We start from the raw sequence: 17,268 nt of genomic DNA on the forward strand, positions 1-17,268 counted from the left end.
TTCTATCTCGGCGAGGATTTTAGTATCTAAGCCGGCAAGGACGCTTTATATTTTCAGCTCCCTCTTCGGTCCGGGCGTTATAAATTCTATAATTTAAGTTCTGCGATTTAAAATTAAAGCAAACGGCTGCGACTAGCCGTGCACTTGAATTTCACGTATTAAATTTTTAAAGAGCATATAGACTCGTTTTAAAATTTTTAAATTTCAAAGGGCGTTTTACGCTGCAAATTTTAAATAATTTTTGCGGCAGGTTCTCTTTTCGCAACCGCAATTTACACCCGTGGTACATAAAATTTAAATCGCATTTTAATCGCGCTTTGTTTAAATTCGGCCGAATTCTAAAGCGCGAGCCGTTTTATAAACACGGCGCCGCCGTCTGCGCACCAAAATCACGCCCACAATTTGCAAAAAATATCCATTCGTAGAATTAAATTTCAAAACGAACACAGCCACAAATGAATTACATATGCAACGGTGCTTGAAATTCCGCGCAATGCCGTCTAATTTCACGGCGTAATTCAGCGAGCGGCGGCGTAAACCAAAGCGCACACAAAACCTACTCGCTTCGGCTTCGACGCATCAAATCAAAAGCGACGCGCGAAGCAAGGCTGTCCGACCCGTTAGAATTTTGCAGATCAAGCCGCCTTGTTTAATTAAAATTACACTTTTATTTGCTCTGCGGGTTTAAATTTCGCTCATCTTAAAGCTCGCTGCGAATTTTAAAATTTTAACCCGGCACTCGTCGCTTCTCTTAAAATTTTAAAATTCTTAAAATTTTGGCGAGATCAAGGAGAGATTATGAAAAAAGTTCTACTTTCGTGCGCCTTGGCGGGTGCGCTTTTTGGCCTAGAGATCGACGGATTTAGCGCACCTAGTGGTTCGCTCATTACCGATGACGCTTTTTATATCGCAAATCGCGGCAGTAGTGAAGATCCACAAGAGCGCGACGGCTTCATCAGCCGCATAGTAAAAAACTCGGGTGTCGTTGAGACAAATTTTATAGACGATCTGGTAAATCCGGGCGGAATGGCGCAGATCGCGGGCGTGCTTTACGTGTGCGATCTGGACGCGATCAGGGGCTTTAGCAAAGGCCAGGAGATTTTCAATCTAAAAATCGAGGGAGCGCAGGCCTTAAACGACGTCGTAGCGCTCGGCAGCGAAGTTTTGCTCGCAAGCGATCCCGTGCGTGGGACGATCTGGCGCATCGACCTGCTCTCGCGCACCACGGATGAGTTTGCGCGCATCGATCTATTGCTAGGCAGCCCAAACGGACTTTTGGCTAAAGGCGATAAGCTTCTGATCACTACATTCGATCTTAGTGGAAAGGTCCCGGGGCGCGTGCTAAGCATGGATCTGAAATCTCGCAAAATTTCGATCTTTGCCGATATGAAGGGGGTTTTCTACGGCATAGCGCGCGGAAAAGACGGCGAAATTTTAATCAGCGACTGGGGAGAGGACCTTTTAAGCGGTAAAATTTGGCGTATCGATGCAAACGGACAGATACGCAAAATAAACCTCGGCGCGATGCAAAGACCTGCGGACATCTCAAGCGACGGCAAGGTTTTATTGATCCCAAAAACGCTGGAAAACAAGGTGGAGCTGATAAATTTGCCGTAACCGGCCGTCTTATTGCGGCTTCGCAGTTTGCTTAAATTTTACAAAATATATGCTGTATCGTGCTTTATAAGCCATCTTTTTGCGCTTCGCTGCTTGCGCGGCAGTATCGGTTACGGACCAGAGCCAATCGCGATATAGAAACTAGGTCAATGCCGAAGCCGATCGCAGCGCCAAGACTAATTGCGGCAGCGTAAGAGTTATATTACGAAACCGATCGCCTTTTTCGCGCGTACTCAAGAGCCAAGCACACTCAAAAGCCGCGCGCGGCGTCTTGCAACACACAAATGTCGAGCCTGCCGTAAAATTTGAAAATCTATCTGCTCTCCTTTTAAATTCCATCGCTATAAATTCACTCGCCGCGGATATTTTTGCAGACCGAGCGGTACAAAATTTCGAGCGCAAATTTTAACGCCTGCCGCGACCCAAAAGCCTTGAAAACTCATAGAACTCGAAATTTCGAGTGTAAATTTTAACGATGAGAGGCACTTTAACATACCGCGTCGTATCTGCGCGCGACCGAATTCTACGCGGCGGCACAATCTCGGCTCTTGCGTGCTGTCGCTGTACGGACGCGTGAAGCTTACTACTCTACGCGGCGCCTATGTCTAGGCCGCTCCTGGCGCCCGCGCGCAGAACCTACCTTTGTACGCGCCCCTCCCACACGGCGGGAGCGTCAAGCTCTACGTATGAGTTTAAAATTTCATACGGCTCGTAGCTAAATTTATACGCTAGGCTCGGGCACTGCTTCACCGCGTAGCCCAGATAGATCCAGCGCAGCCCCAGATCTTGGGCAAACTCGATCTGTTTTAAAAGCGAAAATTTACCCAGACTTAGATGTGGCAGATACGGATCGTAGTAGCAATACACCGAGCTAATGCCGTCATCCACGATATCGATGAGATCGACGCAGATAAGCCGCCCGTCCTCGCCGTAGTAAGAAATTTCTTTACCGAAGTCGCCGTGGCCTTGGACGTAAATTTCATCATATCGCTCAAAATCGATCTCTTGCAAAGGCCAGCCCTTTTTTAGATGCATGTAGTCGTGATAAAGCGCGAAAAGCTCCAAACGTGCATCGTTTAAAAGCGGGCGAGGCTGCCACACATAGGCGGTCGTGCGATTATTTTTATAGACGCGGCGGTGCGATCTGCTAAATTTAAAATTTGCGGCATCGACGCGTAGACTTTTACACTCCGCGCAGGCTGCGCAAATGGGCTTTTGAAAATACCTGCCGAAGCGGCGGTAGCCGTGCTGCACTAAGTTTGAATTATACTCGAAGTCGCAGTCTTTTATGTAGAGATACTCGCTGCGTGCGGCTCTGCCGCCTAGATAGGGGCAGGCAAAATCCAGCGTACAAAATGGAATTTCAATCATTCAGCTTTTTGATATTCGCCGCGTCTACATATTTTAAAAACTCGTCTTTGAGGCGCTTTTCGCGTGCGGCGATGCTCTCTTTGGCTGCGTCGAATTCCTTCGCGTCGTCGTCTAGACCGCTTTCGCTTTGAAAGCTTGAATCATCATCTCTGAAAATATCTTTAAACTCGTCGCGATTTGGATTAGGTTTTTTGGGCTTTTTGGGCGCAGAGCTTGCCGCCTTGTCCTTAAGCATATCCTTTTTTATATCTTTCAGGCTCTCTAAAAAATCCATACTCTTTCCTAAATCCGTGCCGATTTGCGCATCGCAGCGACGATGGCGGCGATCGCTTCGTTTTTATTCGGCTGCATATCGTCGATGGTGTTTTCTAAAATTTTGTCTAAATTTTTCTCTACGTAGCTCGTATCGAAAAAGCCAAGCCGGAATTCGCGCGATTTGCTGATGCTAAGCAAAAACGGAATGATCGTGCGCACCCCCTCGATACGAAACTCCTTCAGCGCGCGCTCTAGTTTATTAACAGCCAGGTCGTAGTCGGTGGTTTTGATGATGAGCTTGGCTAGAAGCGAGTCGTAAAACGGCGGAATTTTATAACCTTTGTAGATGTGGCTATCGACGCGCACGGAGGGACCTAGTGCGGGATAATAATCGCTGACGGTACCGGGAACCGGGGTGAAATTTTTCCAGACGTTTTCGGAGGTAATACGCGCCTCGATCGCGTAGCCGTGCGGCTTGATGTCGCTTTGCTCGAGCTCTAAAATTTCGCCGTTTGCGATGCGGATCTGGCGCACGACAAGATCGACGCCCGTAACCTCCTCGGTGATGCCGTGCTCGACCTGGATACGGGTATTCATCTCCATAAAATAGAAGTTATTGTAGTCATCGAGCAAAAATTCCACCGTGCCGACGTTGGTATAATTCACCGCCTTTGCTGCAGCTACCGCGGTCGTACCCATCGTCTTTCGCAGATGCTCGCTTATCGAGGGGCACGGCGCGATCTCGATAATTTTTTGATGGCGGCGCTGGATCGAACAATCGCGCTCGCAAAGATGGATGATGTTGCCGTAATTATCGCCGATGATCTGAAACTCGATGTGGCGCGGCTTGACGACGAGTTTTTCCATAAAAATTTCATCGTTGTTAAAAAAGGTCTTCGCCTCCCTCGTGCACGAGTCATAGGCGCTCTCCATATCCTTCTCGTCCCACACTTCGCGGATACCGCGTCCGCCGCCGCCGCCGCTAGCCTTTAAAATCACGGGATAGCCGATCTCGCGCGCATATTTTTTGATCGTATCCATGCTCTCGTGATTTAGCTTTTCGGTGCCGGGCACGATCGGGATACCGTTTTTGCGCATCAAATAGCGAGCGATGTTTTTGTTGCCCATTTTGCGGATAACGTCAGGCTTTGGACCGATGAAAATAATACCCGCGTCCTCGACCTCTCTTGCAAAGTCAAAATTCTCGCTCAAAAAGCCGTATCCAGGATGTATCGCATCAGCGCCACACTCTTTGGCAACCTCGACAATCTTTTTGGCGTCCAGATAGCCTTTTAGCGCGTCCGCGCTTACTTCGTAGGCCTCATCGGCGATTTTTACGTGCAAGCAATCAACGTCGGGTTTGGTGTAGATCGCGACGCTTTTAATATGCAGATCTCTGCAGGCTCTAATGATGCGAACCGCGATCTCGCCGCGATTAGCGATAAGAATTTTACGTATCATAAATAATTGCCTCTTTTAAAGAAATACCGAGGTAATAATAGTATAAAAAATTTTATAGCAAGTTGAAATTCATAAAAGGCGGTTGAAATTCCGGATAAAATTTAAAGAAGATTTATGGTGCCCGAGGTCGGAATCGAACCGACACGAGGTCGCCCTCGCCAGATTTTGAGTCTGGTGCGTCTACCAATTTCACCACTCGGGCATTTAAAAAGTTATGATTGTATAAATTTAAAAGAGAAAAGCCCCGAACACGGGGCTTGGAGCAAGAAAATTATTTTTTCTTCTTGCCTTTTGCAGCTGCAACAGCCTCTTTTAGCTGTTTGCCGACTTTAAATTTTACTACTTTAGTAGCAGGAGATTTGTAAGTTCTGTTTGTGCCAGGAACTTTACCCTCGCGAGCTGCACGCTCTGCGATACCGAAAGATCCGAAGCCGATGAAGCTTATGTCATCACCTTTTACCAAAAGCTCTTTGATAGCCTCAAGTGCAGAATCAACTACCTTAACGGTATCTTTTTTGGAAAGACCTGCCTTCTCGGCAACTACTTGGATAAAATCAGCTTTTTTCATGCTAATCCTTTAAAATAAAGTGGTTTGGGCGGTATTCTACAATAGTTTCGCAAAAAATACAATAGTTTTTTAAGAAAAAACGCAAAAATCGGCAAAATTTAGCCGAATTTAGCCCAAATTCGTCAATTTTTCAGATTTCGCTTCTTTAAATTTCAAAATTTCGCCATATTTTTGGGGCTGATTTTTGAAATTTCGCCCGGTTTTTAAAAATTTTAAAATTTCTCCTCTCCGAGCTTCATTTTTATAAAATTTCGCCCAAATTTGCCGCTTTAAAATATATAAACTATATTTTGTTATAATCCGCGCAAAATTTCAAAGGTTTTTTATGACTAAAATTTTAATGATAGAGGACGATTTAGAACTCGCCGAAATTTTAAGCGAATATCTGCAACAATACGATATTGATATCACCGTCGCGGACGATCCGTTTTTGGGGCTTTCCAAGCTAAATTTAGAAAATTTCAACCTCGTGATTTTAGACCTCACGCTTCCTGGGATGGACGGGCTTGAGGTCTGCAAAGAGATCCGCAAAAACACCGATATACCGATCATAATCTCAAGCGCCCGCCACGATCTGACCGATAAGATCAACGCTTTTGATTTCGGCGCGGACGATTATCTGCCAAAGCCCTATAATCCGCAAGAGCTTTTAGCGCGCATCAAGCGCCACATCGAGCGCTACGACATAAACTCGCTCCAGCGCGCCGCAAAGCCAAAAAAAGACCTCGAAGTGGATGATTTCCGCCACGTCATCAGCTTCAAAGGACAGCCCTTGTCGCTCACCATCGCCGAATACGACGTGCTTTCGTATCTCATCAAAAAGGAAGGCGGCGCGATCACCCGCGAGGAGCTCATCTACAACTGCAGCTCCATAAGCGAGGAATCATCGAGCAAAAGCATCGACGTCATCATCGGCCGTATCCGCCTAAAACTCGGCGAAACATCCAAGGCACCCAGCTACATCCACGCTATTCGTGGCGTGGGTTATAAGCTGATACAATGAGCGCACTTGCGCCTGGCGGGCGGCACGATAGAATTTAGCCGCTCGCGGCTCTAAATTTAATAGATGCCAGTGCGGCGAAACTGAAATCGCAAGTCGGCCTGCGCGATTTTTCCGTTTAAATTTAAGACGCCGCAACTGAAGCGTTAAAATTTTACGATAAAATTTTGTAGTTATAAATTTGACGCGTGGTTAGATGCGCGCGAAATTTTATCGTCGAATTCGACAAGCAATTCGGCTCTACGCGCAAGACGAGTTATAAAAAACAGAGCCCAGGGCAGCGGGAAAAATTTTAAAATTTAAAGCAGCGCGGATGTTAAATTAAAAGCGCTCCGCTTTGCGGTGAAATTTTAAAATTTACGCGCCGTGCCTTTAAGACGCGCCGTAAATTTAAAGCTGAGCAAGCCGCAAGCAGCTCCGCACGCCAAAAGCAAGCCCGCGGCTTTAAAGCTTTAAAATTTTAAAAATTTAAGGATCATATAAATTTAATGAAAGTAAGATCGTCGATTTTTTACACCATCACGTTCATCTTCGCGCTTGCTGCCGTGGGCGTTTCGCTCGCCCTGCTCTGGCTCATCGGCTACGATCAGCAAAATTACACCCGCGAGCTAAACTCCAAGTACTCCATCGTCGCGCGCGCGAACCTCTATGAGATGAGCAAGCTCATTAGCGAAGCCGAATACGACCGCCAGGTCGCAAATTTCGAGTTTTCGACGATCCGCGATGAAGCCAAGCGCGATGAGATCATTGCAGGAGCCGAAATTTTAGATAGCATCTCCGCAGACATCGGCTCTGCAGACATCTTGCTTTTTAAACGTAAACACTATCTAAAAATCACTCACGCGGGCGAGACGCGGCTTTTAAACGATAAGGATTATCAGCCCTATCGCTACGATATTTTCAAAGCGATCTACGGCGTCATTTTGGTGATCATTCTGCTTGCGTATATCTTTATAATCCGCAAAATTCGCCCCCTTCGCAAGCTCAAGCGCCAGATCGATAAATTTGCTAAAGGCGATCTTCAAATCAAGGACGTAAGCGTAGGAAACGACGAAATTTCCGAGGTTTCGCATGCATTTTACGAAGCGGTCACGCAGATAAACAAGCTTAATGAATCGCGCCATCTGTTTTTGCGAAACATAATGCACGAGCTCAAAACCCCCATCACAAAGGGTCGCATTGCCGTCGAGATGATCGAGCGCGGTAAAAATCAAGAGCGTCTCATCTCGGTCTTTGAGCGGCTGGAAAGCCTAATCAACGAATTTGCGGCGGTCGAGCGCGCGACCGCGGGTACGGCACTAATCGAACGCGGAATTTTTTCAATGGATGAAATTTTAAAAGAAGCGCTCGGCATCGCGATGATCGAGCCCGGCTGCGTGATGCTGCAAAATCCGCTAGAGCTAAGCTTAAACGTCGATCTGAAGCTCTTTTGCGTCGCGGTAAAAAATTTAATCGACAACGCCGTCAAATACGCCTCAGACGGTAAAATTTTAATCCGCCTAAACGCCGAAACGATGGACTTCGTAACGCTAGGCGAACCGCTACAGAAGGATTTTAGCTACTACAAAGAGGCCTTCGTCAAGGGCACGAACGCCAAGCAAAGCTTCGGCCTGGGGCTCTACATCGTCGATAACATCGCCAAGGCGCACGGGCTAAAATTCCTCTACCGCAGGCAGGATGAGCTAAACGTCTTTTATTTCGAGGGGATCGAAAAGATAGCTACGTTATGAAATTTAAGCACATTTTTTATATTATTGCGCCAAAAATTCGAAACGAGAAGATGCGAAATTTTATATTTTTAGCGCTATTTTTAACCGCGACCATATTTTTTCTACCTCGCGGCGCGCAAGCCGAGAGCTTTATCACCGACGAGGAGTACGGCGCGATGCTGTATAAAAACCCCCGCGGCATCGGCTGCGACAAGTGCCACGGCGAAAAGGGCGAAGGCTCGCTGATCGCGACATATAAAGAATTTAACCGCACCGCGGGCGCCTACTACGAGCGCGCCCTAAATGCGCCGCCGATCAACAATCTCTCGCTTCAGGAGCTCGCCGACGGGATCAGCAGCTCGCGCGACGTGATGCCTAGCTACTTCCTGACACAAAACGAGATCATCATCATCTATAAATATATAAAGTCGATAAATCAACCCAAAAAGAAGGAGAAAAAATGAATAATCACGACGAATTTCTAGCAGCGCAAAAACTTATCCCGGGCGGCGTCGATTCGCCGGTGCGAGCATTCGGCAACGTAGGCGGCGAGCCTTTTATGGTGGATCGCGGCGAGGGCTCGTACATCTACGACGTCGAGGGCAAAAAATATCTCGACTTCGTGCAGAGCTGGGGTCCGCTAATCTTCGGCCACGCAGATGCGGACATTGAGCGCGCCGTCGTGCAGACCGCTAAAAAGGGGCTAAGCTTCGGCGCATCCAGCCCGCTTGAGACGCAGCTTGCCTCGCTCGTGCTAAAAAATTTCGATTTCCTAGATAAGATCCGCTTTACCAGCAGCGGCACGGAAGCCACGATGAGCGCGATCCGTCTTGCGCGCGCCTTTAGCGGACGAGATAAAATTTTAAAATTTGAGGGCTGCTACCACGGTCACAGCGACAGCCTGCTCGTCAAAGCGGGCAGCGGCGCGAGCACTTTCGGTAACGCAAGCAGTGCGGGCGTGCCACAAGATATCGCAAAAAATACCTACCTAGCCAGATACAACGACATACAAAGCGTAAAGGACGTCCTAGCGCAAAACGACATCGGCACGATCATCATCGAGCCTATCGCGGGGAATATGGGCTTGGTGCCAGCTGATCTAGAATTTTTAACCGAGCTTCGCGCGCTGTGCGATGAGAAAAAGATCGTGCTGATAATCGACGAGGTAATGAGCGGCTTTCGTGCTAGCGAGCTAGGCAGCTACGGCATCTACGGCGTCCGCGGCGATCTGGTAACCTTCGGCAAGGTCATCGGCGGCGGTATGAGCGTGGCGGCGTTTGCGGGCAAGCGCGAAATCATGGATATGATAAGCCCGCTAGGAGCGGTGTATCAAGCGGGCACGCTAAGCGGAAACCCCGTCGCAATGGCTGCGGGCATCGCCAGCCTAAGTAAAATTTACGCTAGCAGCGGCCTTTACGAAAGGCTCGGCGAGCTTGCCCGCAGACTTACGGACGGGCTTTGCGCCATAGCACAGCACCGCGGCATCGCGCTGCAAACCGCCTGCGTAGGCTCGATGTTCGGCTACTTTTTTGCAGACGAAGAGGTGCGCGACTATGATGGCGCCCTGCAAGCAGACACCGCGCGCTTTGCGAAATTTCACGGCGAGATGATTAAGCGCGGCGTATTTTTGGCGCCTAGTCAGTTTGAGACGGGCTTTATCTGCGCCACGATGAACGAAACGCAGATCGACTTTGCGCTAAACGCCGCGGATGAAGCGATGGCGGCGCTTTAAGGGCTGCATTTTAAAATTTTACGGATTTTAGATGAGAGTAACGAAAAATTTAAACAAAATCGTAAAGGGCGCCTGCGACATCAGCCTAGGCATCTCAATCGTCGTAGCGATCGGCATTGGCGTAGCGATCGGGCTTGGACTACGGCGCCTCACGGGCTCGCTGCTTCTGCTCTGGCTTGGCATCGCTATCGGCATCGCAGCGGCGTTTTTGAACGTTTACCGCGCGTGCAAGGCGCTAAATTCGAGCCTAAAAGAGCTCGAGGACGATCCGAAATACAAGGCGGATCCGAAAAATTTTGACGACGACGATGAATGGGATGAGCGGGATTGAATAGGCGGTTTTTGCTCATATACTGCGCGCTAAACGCGGCGTTTGCCCTGCTTGGGCTAGCGCTTTGCGGCGCAGGATTTTTCGGCACGAGCTCTTTCGGCGTGCGGGCGCTTGCGTGGCTTCTTAGCCTGGAAGCGGGATTTTTGGGCGCATTCGGCGCGGTATATTTTTCGTTTCGCGCTTACCGCAACAAAATAGAAGATGAACTCAGAGCCGGCAAATACGATGAAATTTTACGGCAAAGCCCTAAGAATTCCGCCGGTTTTATAAGCGGCGAAACTTCCGCAAACGATACGAATTCCGCAAGCTTTGGCGGCGAAAACCGAGGCAGCATAGGCGGCGGCGATAAAATTTTATATAGCAAAATTTGCGACGGCGAGATTTTAAAGAGAGAAAGCTTTAGCGATCTAAATTTAGGCGCCGAAATTTTAAACACTCAAAATTCCGAAGACGCCGTAAATTTCACAAGCGGCGATAGCTGCGTCGAAAACAATGACAACTACGCCCTGCACGACGAAACCGCCGCCGAGTGTGCCGCAAACTCCGCTGCCGATATAAATTTTACTCGCAGCTCAAATTTAGACGCCGAGTACAGCAGAGCCGCTGCTGGCGAGTGCGACGTAAATTCTACGAAGAGCGACGACAAAACCTCCGCTTACAACGCGACCGCTTTGGGACACGCCGCCGATAAATTTAATATGAAAGATTGCGCGACTTGCGGCAACTTGCAGAGCGATATAAGGGACGAAGCTAGCGATAGTTCGCAAGGCGACATAGGCGAACGTTGCGATGACTTTAAAAGCGCAGCGAGCAACGACCTAGGTGACGGCACAGATAGCGGTAATCGTGGCGGCGATGCAGATAGCAGCGAGCCGGGTGACGGTACGAGCGATTTGGGGGGTGGGTTTGTCGCCGCGCGCGACGGATCAAAGGATGGTTTAGAAGGCGCGAACGATTTTGAGGGCGAGCTTGAGCGGAGCGAGGTGCGGAGCAATTTTGTGGGGACGTTTTTCTCTCCGTTTAAAATTCTGTCCTACGCGGCGCTCGTGGCGGCGATCTACCTGCTTGCCAAGCTGTCCTTGCTAAACCCGCTAGCGATTATCTTGGGCGTTACGATCATTCCTCTAGGTACGATGATTGCTGCCTTGGGCGGCAAAGACGCGCGCTAAAGCTCAAACGGCGCGAGTAGGATGCTTTAAATTTTAAAATTTAGCGTCAGCGGGATTGAGCGCAGATCGGCGCAGGATAAAATCGCGTACGACCCCTGCACCGCGAGCTGCGTCACGGATACCGCGCGTTTCGGCACGTACCCGGGCGGGCTAAATTTATAAAATTTGCGCTGCGCATATTTGAACTTTTGCATAAATTCAGATCGTTGCGGCGAGCCGTAGAAATTTTACGCAGCATTTAAGCGCGTAATTCTAAAATTAAATTTAACCGCCGCGAATTGCAATTCAGCGCGAAATCCTTATCTATATTTAATTAAATTTTAGCTACCATTACGCAAAATTTGAGGAAAAATTATGAATTATGATACCTTAAAAAAGATCTTTTTTCGATTCGATCCAGAAACCGCTCATAAGATCGCAGAATTCGGACTTCGCGCGCTCTATGCGACTCCGGGCGGGCTTGAGGCTTTGGCAAAATTCGGCGTTTATAAAGATGAAATTTTAACTCAAAATATATGGAATCTCAGCTTCGATAACCCCGTAGGTATCGCGGGCGGCTTCGACAAAAACGCCACGATGATCGCGCCGCTGGCTGCTCTTGGCTTCGGGCACATCGATTTTGGCACCTTTACGCCGCGCCCTCAAAGCGGCAACGAAAAGCCGCGACTTTTTCGCCTCGTTAGCGAGCAGAGTATCCAAAACGCGATGGGCTTTAACAACGAAGGCGCCGATGTTATCGAGCGTCGCGTGCGAAAAATTTATCCTTTTAAAATCCCTATCGCCGCAAATATCGGCAAAAACAAAGCGACCCCAAACGAGGATGCGCTGAGCGATTATGAAGCCTTGGGTCGTAAATTTAACGGGCTGTGCGATTTTTTCATCATCAACGTAAGCTCGCCGAACACCCCTAATCTGCGCGCTTTGCAAGAAAACAGCTTCATAAGCGAGCTGATCGGAGCGATGAAAAAGATCACGAACAGGCCGCTCGTCTTAAAGTTGGCGCCCGATATGAGCGCGGATCAGGCGATCGCGCTATGCGAGTGCGCAGTACAAAGCGGCGCAAGCGGCATCATCATAAACAACACCAGCGTTGATTATTCGCTAAGTCCCAACACTAGAGACTTCGGAGGCCTAAGCGGCAGACTGATCACCGAAAAATCGCGAAAGCTTTTCGCACAGGTCGCTCGCGAGCTCTTCGGCCGCACGGTCCTAATCAGCTGCGGCGGCATAGACAGCGCGCAGGAGGCCTACGAGCGCATCAAATCGGGCGCGAGCCTGGTTCAAATTTTTACCGCCTTTATCTTCAAAGGCCCGTTCGTCGCAAAATCGATCAACGAGGGGCTAGCGGAGCTTTTGCGCGCAGACGGCTTCAATAACATAAGCGAGGCGGTCGGGGCGAATTTAAAAGCTCACGCGGGCGAAGGATACGGCATCAGAAATGATCAGGCCAAAAACCTCGGCAACGGCGCGGATTTGTGCGCTTGCGAAGACAAAGAGGCGGATACCAAAACGGATGAAATTTCAAGTGCGACCAAAGGCGAGGAAACGAGCGAAATTTCAAACGCGCCCGAAAGTAAGGAAACGGATGGAATTTCAAACGACGGCGAAAGCAAAATTTTAAGCACTCAAATGGGTGAAATTCCCGCCGTTCAAACAGATGAAATTCCAACTGCCCAAACAAACTCAAGCTCCGAAGCGGACGAAAATTCCGACGCTTTGGTAAATTTAAACGCCTTAGTAAGCGCAGATACCGCGACGGATCAAAGCTCAGCCGAGCAAAGTAGCGCGGAGAACAAAATTTCCGAGGTTAAAAATACAAAACGAAGCAGCGCAAAAAGCGAGAATTTAGAGGCTAAAAGCACAAAGCAAGGCAGCGCTGATCAGAAGCAGGACAAAATTTCAAAAAGAGCTTCCAAAAGCGGTGCGGATCAAAAACAAAGTCAAATTTCAAAAAGCGGCGTAAGCTCCAGGCGCGGTAAAATTTCAAAAGACGCCGCGCAAAAAGACGCCGCACAAAAAGATACTGCGCAGTATGATGACGCCTCGCAGAAGGACGTCGTGCAGGATAACAACGCCTCGCAGCAAAAGGGCACCGAAACAAAAAATCTCTCGAAAAGCGATGCAAAAAGCGAGAATTTAGAGGTCAAAAACGCAAAACAAGGCGGCACAGCAAGCAAAACCGCCAAAACAAAAACCGCATCTAAAAATAAAACCGCGACCAAAGTCGCGTCAAAAAACGACATAGAAAGCAAAAATTCTAAAACTAAAGCCACGCCAAAAAATAGCGCGGAAAGCAAAAGTTTAAAGAGCAAAAACATAAAGCAAAGCGGCGCAAAAACTAAAAATGCCGAGGATAAAGAAACCAAAGAGCTTAAAGAGGTTAAAAAAGCAAGCGGCACTCAAGACGCGGAGCAAAACTCAAGCAAAAAACGAAAGGCGAAAAAAGATTAATGTTTCCGAAATTTAAGAAAATCACGCTGCAAAATGGGCTTCAAATTTATCACATCCCTATGAATAAAGGCAGCGGCGTCATCAGCGTGGACGTGTTTTACAACGTCGGCTCGCGCGACGAGACGATGGGCAAAAGCGGCATCGCGCACATGCTGGAGCATCTGAATTTTAAATCCACGAAAAATCGCAAGGCGGGCGAGTTCGACGCGATCGTAAAGGGCTTTGGCGGCGTGAACAACGCAAGCACGGGCTTTGATTACACGCACTACTTCATCAAGTGCGCGAGCTCAAATTTAGAGGTCTGCTTGGATCTTTACGCCGACATAATGCAAAACTTAAGCCTCAAAGACAAAGAATTTCAGCCCGAGCGCAAGGTCGTGCTCGAGGAGCGGCTGTGGCGCACCGATAACGATCCGTTCGGATACCTATTTTTCAGGCTCTACAACGCTGCGTTTTTGTACCACCCGTACCACTGGACGCCGATCGGCTTTCGCAAGGACATCGAAAACTGGAGTATCAAAGATATCAAGGAATTTCACGCTAAATTTTATCAGCCGCGAAACGCCGTGCTGCTGATCACCGGCGACATCGGCGAAAAGGCGGCGTTTGATGCGGCAAAAAAATACTTCGCGCCCGTAAAAAACAAAAGCGAGATCCCTCGTCTTCACTGCACCGAGCCTGCGCAAGATGGCGAGAAGCTTAGCGTTATTTACAAAAGCAGCGAGGCGCAGATCGTTGCGGTCGCCTTTAAAATTCCGCCGTTTAACCATCCTGACGCCGCGGCGATCAAAGCGATGGATATATATCTTAGCGGCGGCAAGAGTTCGCTTTTGCAGCGCGTACTGGTCGATGAGAAAAAGCTCGCCAATCAGATCAACATCTACGATATGAGCGCCAAGGACGAGAATTTATTTATAGTCTTTGCCGTTTGCAACCAGGGCGTAAGCGGCGAGGCGCTAAGAGATGAAATTTTGGCGCTGATCGAAAAAGCCAAAAAAGCTAAAATAAGCGACGACGATATGCTAAAGATCAAAAACACCCTAAGCAGCAATCTTATCTACTCCCTCGACAGCGCTAGCAAGGTAGCGCAGATGTACGGCAGCTACATCGTCCGCGGCGATCTGGACGCGCTATTTAGGCTGGAGCGCGAGATCAAAAGTCTAGATAAAAACGCGGTTAAAAAAGCGATGAAAACCTATCTAGGCCTTAAAAATTCCACGAGCATTATCTTACGAAAGGAAAACGATGAATAAAAATGTCATAATCGGCTCTATGACGGCGCTGATCACGCCTTTTAAAGAGGGCAAACTAGACGAGCAGACCTACGCTAAGCTCATCAAAAGACAGATCGCAAACGGCATAAGCGCGGTCGTGCCCGTAGGCACCACGGGCGAGAGCGCGACGCTGACGCACGACGAGCACCGAGTCTGTATCGAGATTGCCGTAGATGCGTGCAAGGGCACGGACGTTAAGGTGCTAGCGGGCGCGGGCAGTAACGCAACTCACGAAGCGATCGGGCTCGCGCAGTTTGCGCAAGCTCACGGCGCGGACGGAATTTTATCCGTAGCGCCCTACTACAACAAACCCACCCAAAAGGGACTCTATCTGCACTACAAGGCGATCGCGAGCTCGGTAGATCTGCCGGTACTGCTATACAACGTGCCAGGGCGCACCGGCTGCGACATCGCCGCAGATACGATCATCAAGCTTTTTAACGACTGCGAGAATATCTACGGCGTCAAAGAAGCCAGCGGCAGCATCGATAAATGCGTCGATCTGCTCGCGCACGAGCCGCGCCTTAGCGTGCTTAGCGGCGAGGATGCGATCAACTATCCGATACTAAGCAACGGCGGCAAGGGCGTGATCTCGGTCACTGCAAATTTACTGCCCGATTACACGGCGAGGCTAACGAAATTTGCGCTGCAAAATGAGTTTTTAAAGGCCAAGCAGATCAACGACGATCTCTACGCTATCAATAAAATTTTATTCTGCGAGAGCAATCCGATCCCGATCAAAGCGGCGATGTATATCGCGGGCCTAACGCCGAGCTTGGAGTACCGCTTGCCGCTTTGCGAGCCGAGCGCGGAAAACCTCAAAAAAATAGAAAACGTAATGAAACAATACACTATCAAAGGATTTTAATTGACGAACGAATTTAAAGGAAAAACGCTAGTTATAAGCGGCGGCACGAGAGGCATAGGCAGGGCGATAGTTTTGGAATTCGCAGCTGCGGGGGCAAATATCGCTTTTACGTATAATTCCAACGAGGAGCTAGCGACTTCGCAAGCAGCCGAGCTTGAGAAGGCTTACGGCATCAAGGCGCGCGCTTATGCGCTCAATATCTTAGAGCCAGAGACCTACAAGGAGCTCTTTGTCAAGATCGACGAGGATTTTGCGCGAGTGGATTTTTTCATCTCAAACGCCATCATCTCGGGTCGCGCGGTCGCGGGCGGATACACTAAATTTATGAGGCTAAAGCCGCGCGGCATCAATAATATCTTTACGGCGACCGTAAATGCCTTCGTCGTGGGCGCACAAGAAGCCGCAAAACGCATGGAAGCGGTAGGCGGCGGTTCTATCATCTCGCTTAGCTCTACGGGAAATTTAGTCTATATCGAAAACTACGCGGGTCACGGCACGGCGAAAGCCGCGGTTGAAGCGATGGCACGCTACGCCGCGACCGAGCTCGGCGAAAAAAACATCCGCGTAAACGTCGTTAGCGGCGGACCGATCGAGACGGACGCGCTACGAGCCTTTACGAACTACGAAGAGGTGCGCGATAAAACCGCCGAACTTAGCCCGCTAGGACGCATGGGACAGCCGGAGGATCTGGCGGGAGCATGTTTATTTCTATGCTCGAGTAAGGCTAGCTGGGTGACAGGGCACACCTTCATCGTCGACGGCGGAACGACCTTTAAATAATGCTAAATTTACCCAATATTTTAGCGAGCTTTCGCGTTGCGCTGGCGCCGCTGTTTTTCTGGCTGATCTTACTAGCCGGTCATGCGAACGGCGGCATGGTGGGCTCGGTGCATGTAAGCTGGGTCGATTATTTCGCCGCACTAGTCTTCGTCATCGCCTCCGTCACGGACTTTTTCGACGGATACATCGCGCGCTCCTGGAACCAGAAGACCAAACTAGGCGCCATCATCGATCCACTCGCCGATAAGATGCTAACTCTTGCGGGCTTTTTGGGGCTTATGTTTATCGGGCGCGCCAGTGCTTGGGCGATCTACTTAATCCTAATCCGCGAGTTTTTTATCACTGGTCTTCGCGTGGCGATGGCGGGCGACGGCGTAGAGGTCGCCGCGTCGATGGCGGGCAAGGTAAAGACGGTCTTTCAGATGATCGCTATCGGCTGGCTAACGATGCAGTGGCCCTATGCAAACGCCCTACTCTGGATCGCGGTTGTGTTGACACTATATTCGGGCTTTGAATACGTCGCGGCGTATGCTAAGGCTACGAAAAAAAGCTAAATTTTAGGCTAGATATAGCTTCATATTTGAAGACAAAATCGGTATCGTAGAGCGCCAAAACGCACGCTTAAAGCGAGTTTTGGTGATAAAATTTCAGCGTGAAATTTCACCTATATTAGTAGCGCGGA

General features: G+C 49.1%; 16 protein-coding genes, 1 tRNA gene and 1 pseudogene. 12 read left to right on the forward strand and 6 right to left on the reverse strand.

Annotation, left to right across the window (positions count from 1 at the left end):
* Window positions 1-798: 798 nt before the first annotated feature.
* On the forward strand, window positions 799-1,617 hold the full coding sequence (locus Q0413_RS01570) for an ATP-binding protein (protein ID WP_298986603.1): 819 nt from the start codon (window positions 799-801) through the stop codon (window positions 1,615-1,617).
* A gap of 636 nt (window positions 1,618-2,253) precedes the next feature.
* Here the strand turns inward: Q0413_RS01570 and Q0413_RS01575 are convergent.
* The 5 genes from Q0413_RS01575 to Q0413_RS01595 all read right to left on the reverse strand — a co-directional run bounded on the left by Q0413_RS01575 (window position 2,254) and on the right by Q0413_RS01595 (window position 5,272).
* Window positions 2,254-2,988 carry an arginyltransferase gene (locus Q0413_RS01575; protein WP_298986606.1) on the reverse strand — a complete coding sequence of 245 codons (735 nt, stop codon included), beginning with the start codon at window positions 2,986-2,988 and terminating at the stop codon, window positions 2,254-2,256.
* Entirely contained in the window at window positions 2,981-3,262 is a 282-nt protein-coding gene (locus tag Q0413_RS01580; RefSeq protein ID WP_298986608.1) for a hypothetical protein, read from the reverse strand. Before Q0413_RS01580 ends, Q0413_RS01575 begins: the two co-directional genes overlap by 8 nt.
* A gap of 8 nt (window positions 3,263-3,270) precedes the next feature.
* Window positions 3,271-4,704 carry an acetyl-CoA carboxylase subunit A gene (locus tag Q0413_RS01585; RefSeq protein ID WP_298986610.1) on the reverse strand — a complete coding sequence of 478 codons (1,434 nt, stop codon included), beginning with the start codon at window positions 4,702-4,704 and terminating at the stop codon, window positions 3,271-3,273.
* A 115-nt stretch (window positions 4,705-4,819) separates the two neighbouring features.
* Window positions 4,820-4,906 (reverse strand) — tRNA-Leu (locus Q0413_RS01590).
* 69 nt (window positions 4,907-4,975) lie between these two features.
* Window positions 4,976-5,272, reverse strand: coding sequence for an HU family DNA-binding protein (locus Q0413_RS01595; protein WP_177389243.1), 297 nt, complete (start codon window positions 5,270-5,272; stop codon window positions 4,976-4,978).
* 325 nt (window positions 5,273-5,597) lie between these two features.
* Between Q0413_RS01595 and Q0413_RS01600 the strand changes: the two genes are divergently transcribed.
* The 6 genes from Q0413_RS01600 (at window position 5,598) to Q0413_RS01625 (ending at window position 11,213) form a co-directional block, all read left to right on the forward strand.
* Window positions 5,598-6,275, forward strand: coding sequence for a response regulator transcription factor (locus tag Q0413_RS01600; RefSeq protein ID WP_297882598.1), 678 nt, complete (start codon window positions 5,598-5,600; stop codon window positions 6,273-6,275).
* A 485-nt stretch (window positions 6,276-6,760) separates the two neighbouring features.
* On the forward strand, window positions 6,761-8,002 hold the full coding sequence (locus Q0413_RS01605; RefSeq protein ID WP_298986613.1) for an ArsS family sensor histidine kinase: 1,242 nt from the start codon (window positions 6,761-6,763) through the stop codon (window positions 8,000-8,002).
* Between the two features lie 50 nt (window positions 8,003-8,052).
* Window positions 8,053-8,445, forward strand: a complete 393-nt coding sequence (locus tag Q0413_RS01610; RefSeq protein ID WP_298986616.1) for a cytochrome C oxidase subunit III — start codon at window positions 8,053-8,055, stop codon at window positions 8,443-8,445.
* On the forward strand, window positions 8,442-9,713 hold the full coding sequence (gene hemL, locus Q0413_RS01615; protein ID WP_298986618.1) for a glutamate-1-semialdehyde 2,1-aminomutase: 1,272 nt from the start codon (window positions 8,442-8,444) through the stop codon (window positions 9,711-9,713). The genes Q0413_RS01610 and hemL overlap by 4 nt, the downstream gene beginning before the upstream one ends.
* A 31-nt stretch (window positions 9,714-9,744) precedes the next feature.
* A complete protein-coding gene (locus Q0413_RS01620; RefSeq protein ID WP_298986620.1) occupies window positions 9,745-10,044 on the forward strand; it encodes an AtpZ/AtpI family protein in 300 nt (99 codons plus the stop codon).
* 11 nt (window positions 10,045-10,055) lie between these two features.
* A complete protein-coding gene (locus Q0413_RS01625) occupies window positions 10,056-11,213 on the forward strand; it encodes a hypothetical protein (protein ID WP_298986623.1) in 1,158 nt (385 codons plus the stop codon).
* A 26-nt stretch (window positions 11,214-11,239) separates the two neighbouring features.
* Here the strand turns inward: Q0413_RS01625 and Q0413_RS01630 are convergent, their stop codons facing one another.
* On the reverse strand, window positions 11,240-11,407 hold the full coding sequence (locus Q0413_RS01630; RefSeq protein WP_298986626.1) for a hypothetical protein: 168 nt from the start codon (window positions 11,405-11,407) through the stop codon (window positions 11,240-11,242).
* A gap of 160 nt (window positions 11,408-11,567) precedes the next feature.
* On the opposite strand from Q0413_RS01630, the pseudogene Q0413_RS01635 reads away from it, so the two are divergent.
* From Q0413_RS01635 to pgsA, 5 genes and pseudogenes are all read left to right on the forward strand, one after another.
* Window positions 11,568-12,620, forward strand: a pseudogene (locus tag Q0413_RS01635) (quinone-dependent dihydroorotate dehydrogenase); the annotation flags it as partial.
* Between the two features lie 1,043 nt (window positions 12,621-13,663).
* On the forward strand, window positions 13,664-14,917 hold the full coding sequence (locus Q0413_RS01640; protein WP_298986629.1) for a pitrilysin family protein: 1,254 nt from the start codon (window positions 13,664-13,666) through the stop codon (window positions 14,915-14,917).
* Window positions 14,910-15,806 carry a 4-hydroxy-tetrahydrodipicolinate synthase gene (dapA, locus tag Q0413_RS01645; RefSeq protein WP_297894048.1) on the forward strand — a complete coding sequence of 299 codons (897 nt, stop codon included), beginning with the start codon at window positions 14,910-14,912 and terminating at the stop codon, window positions 15,804-15,806. The genes Q0413_RS01640 and dapA overlap by 8 nt, the downstream gene beginning before the upstream one ends.
* Window positions 15,807-16,586 (forward strand): enoyl-ACP reductase, encoded by a 780-nt coding sequence (locus tag Q0413_RS01650; RefSeq protein WP_298050632.1) that lies wholly within the window; start codon window positions 15,807-15,809, stop codon window positions 16,584-16,586.
* Window positions 16,583-17,140 carry a CDP-diacylglycerol--glycerol-3-phosphate 3-phosphatidyltransferase gene (gene pgsA, locus Q0413_RS01655; protein ID WP_298986632.1) on the forward strand — a complete coding sequence of 186 codons (558 nt, stop codon included), beginning with the start codon at window positions 16,583-16,585 and terminating at the stop codon, window positions 17,138-17,140. The genes Q0413_RS01650 and pgsA overlap by 4 nt, the downstream gene beginning before the upstream one ends.
* The last annotated feature ends 128 nt before the right edge of the window (window positions 17,141-17,268 follow it).

This window comes from uncultured Campylobacter sp., from assembly GCF_938045465.1.
Lineage (GTDB): Bacteria > Campylobacterota > Campylobacteria > Campylobacterales > Campylobacteraceae > Campylobacter_B.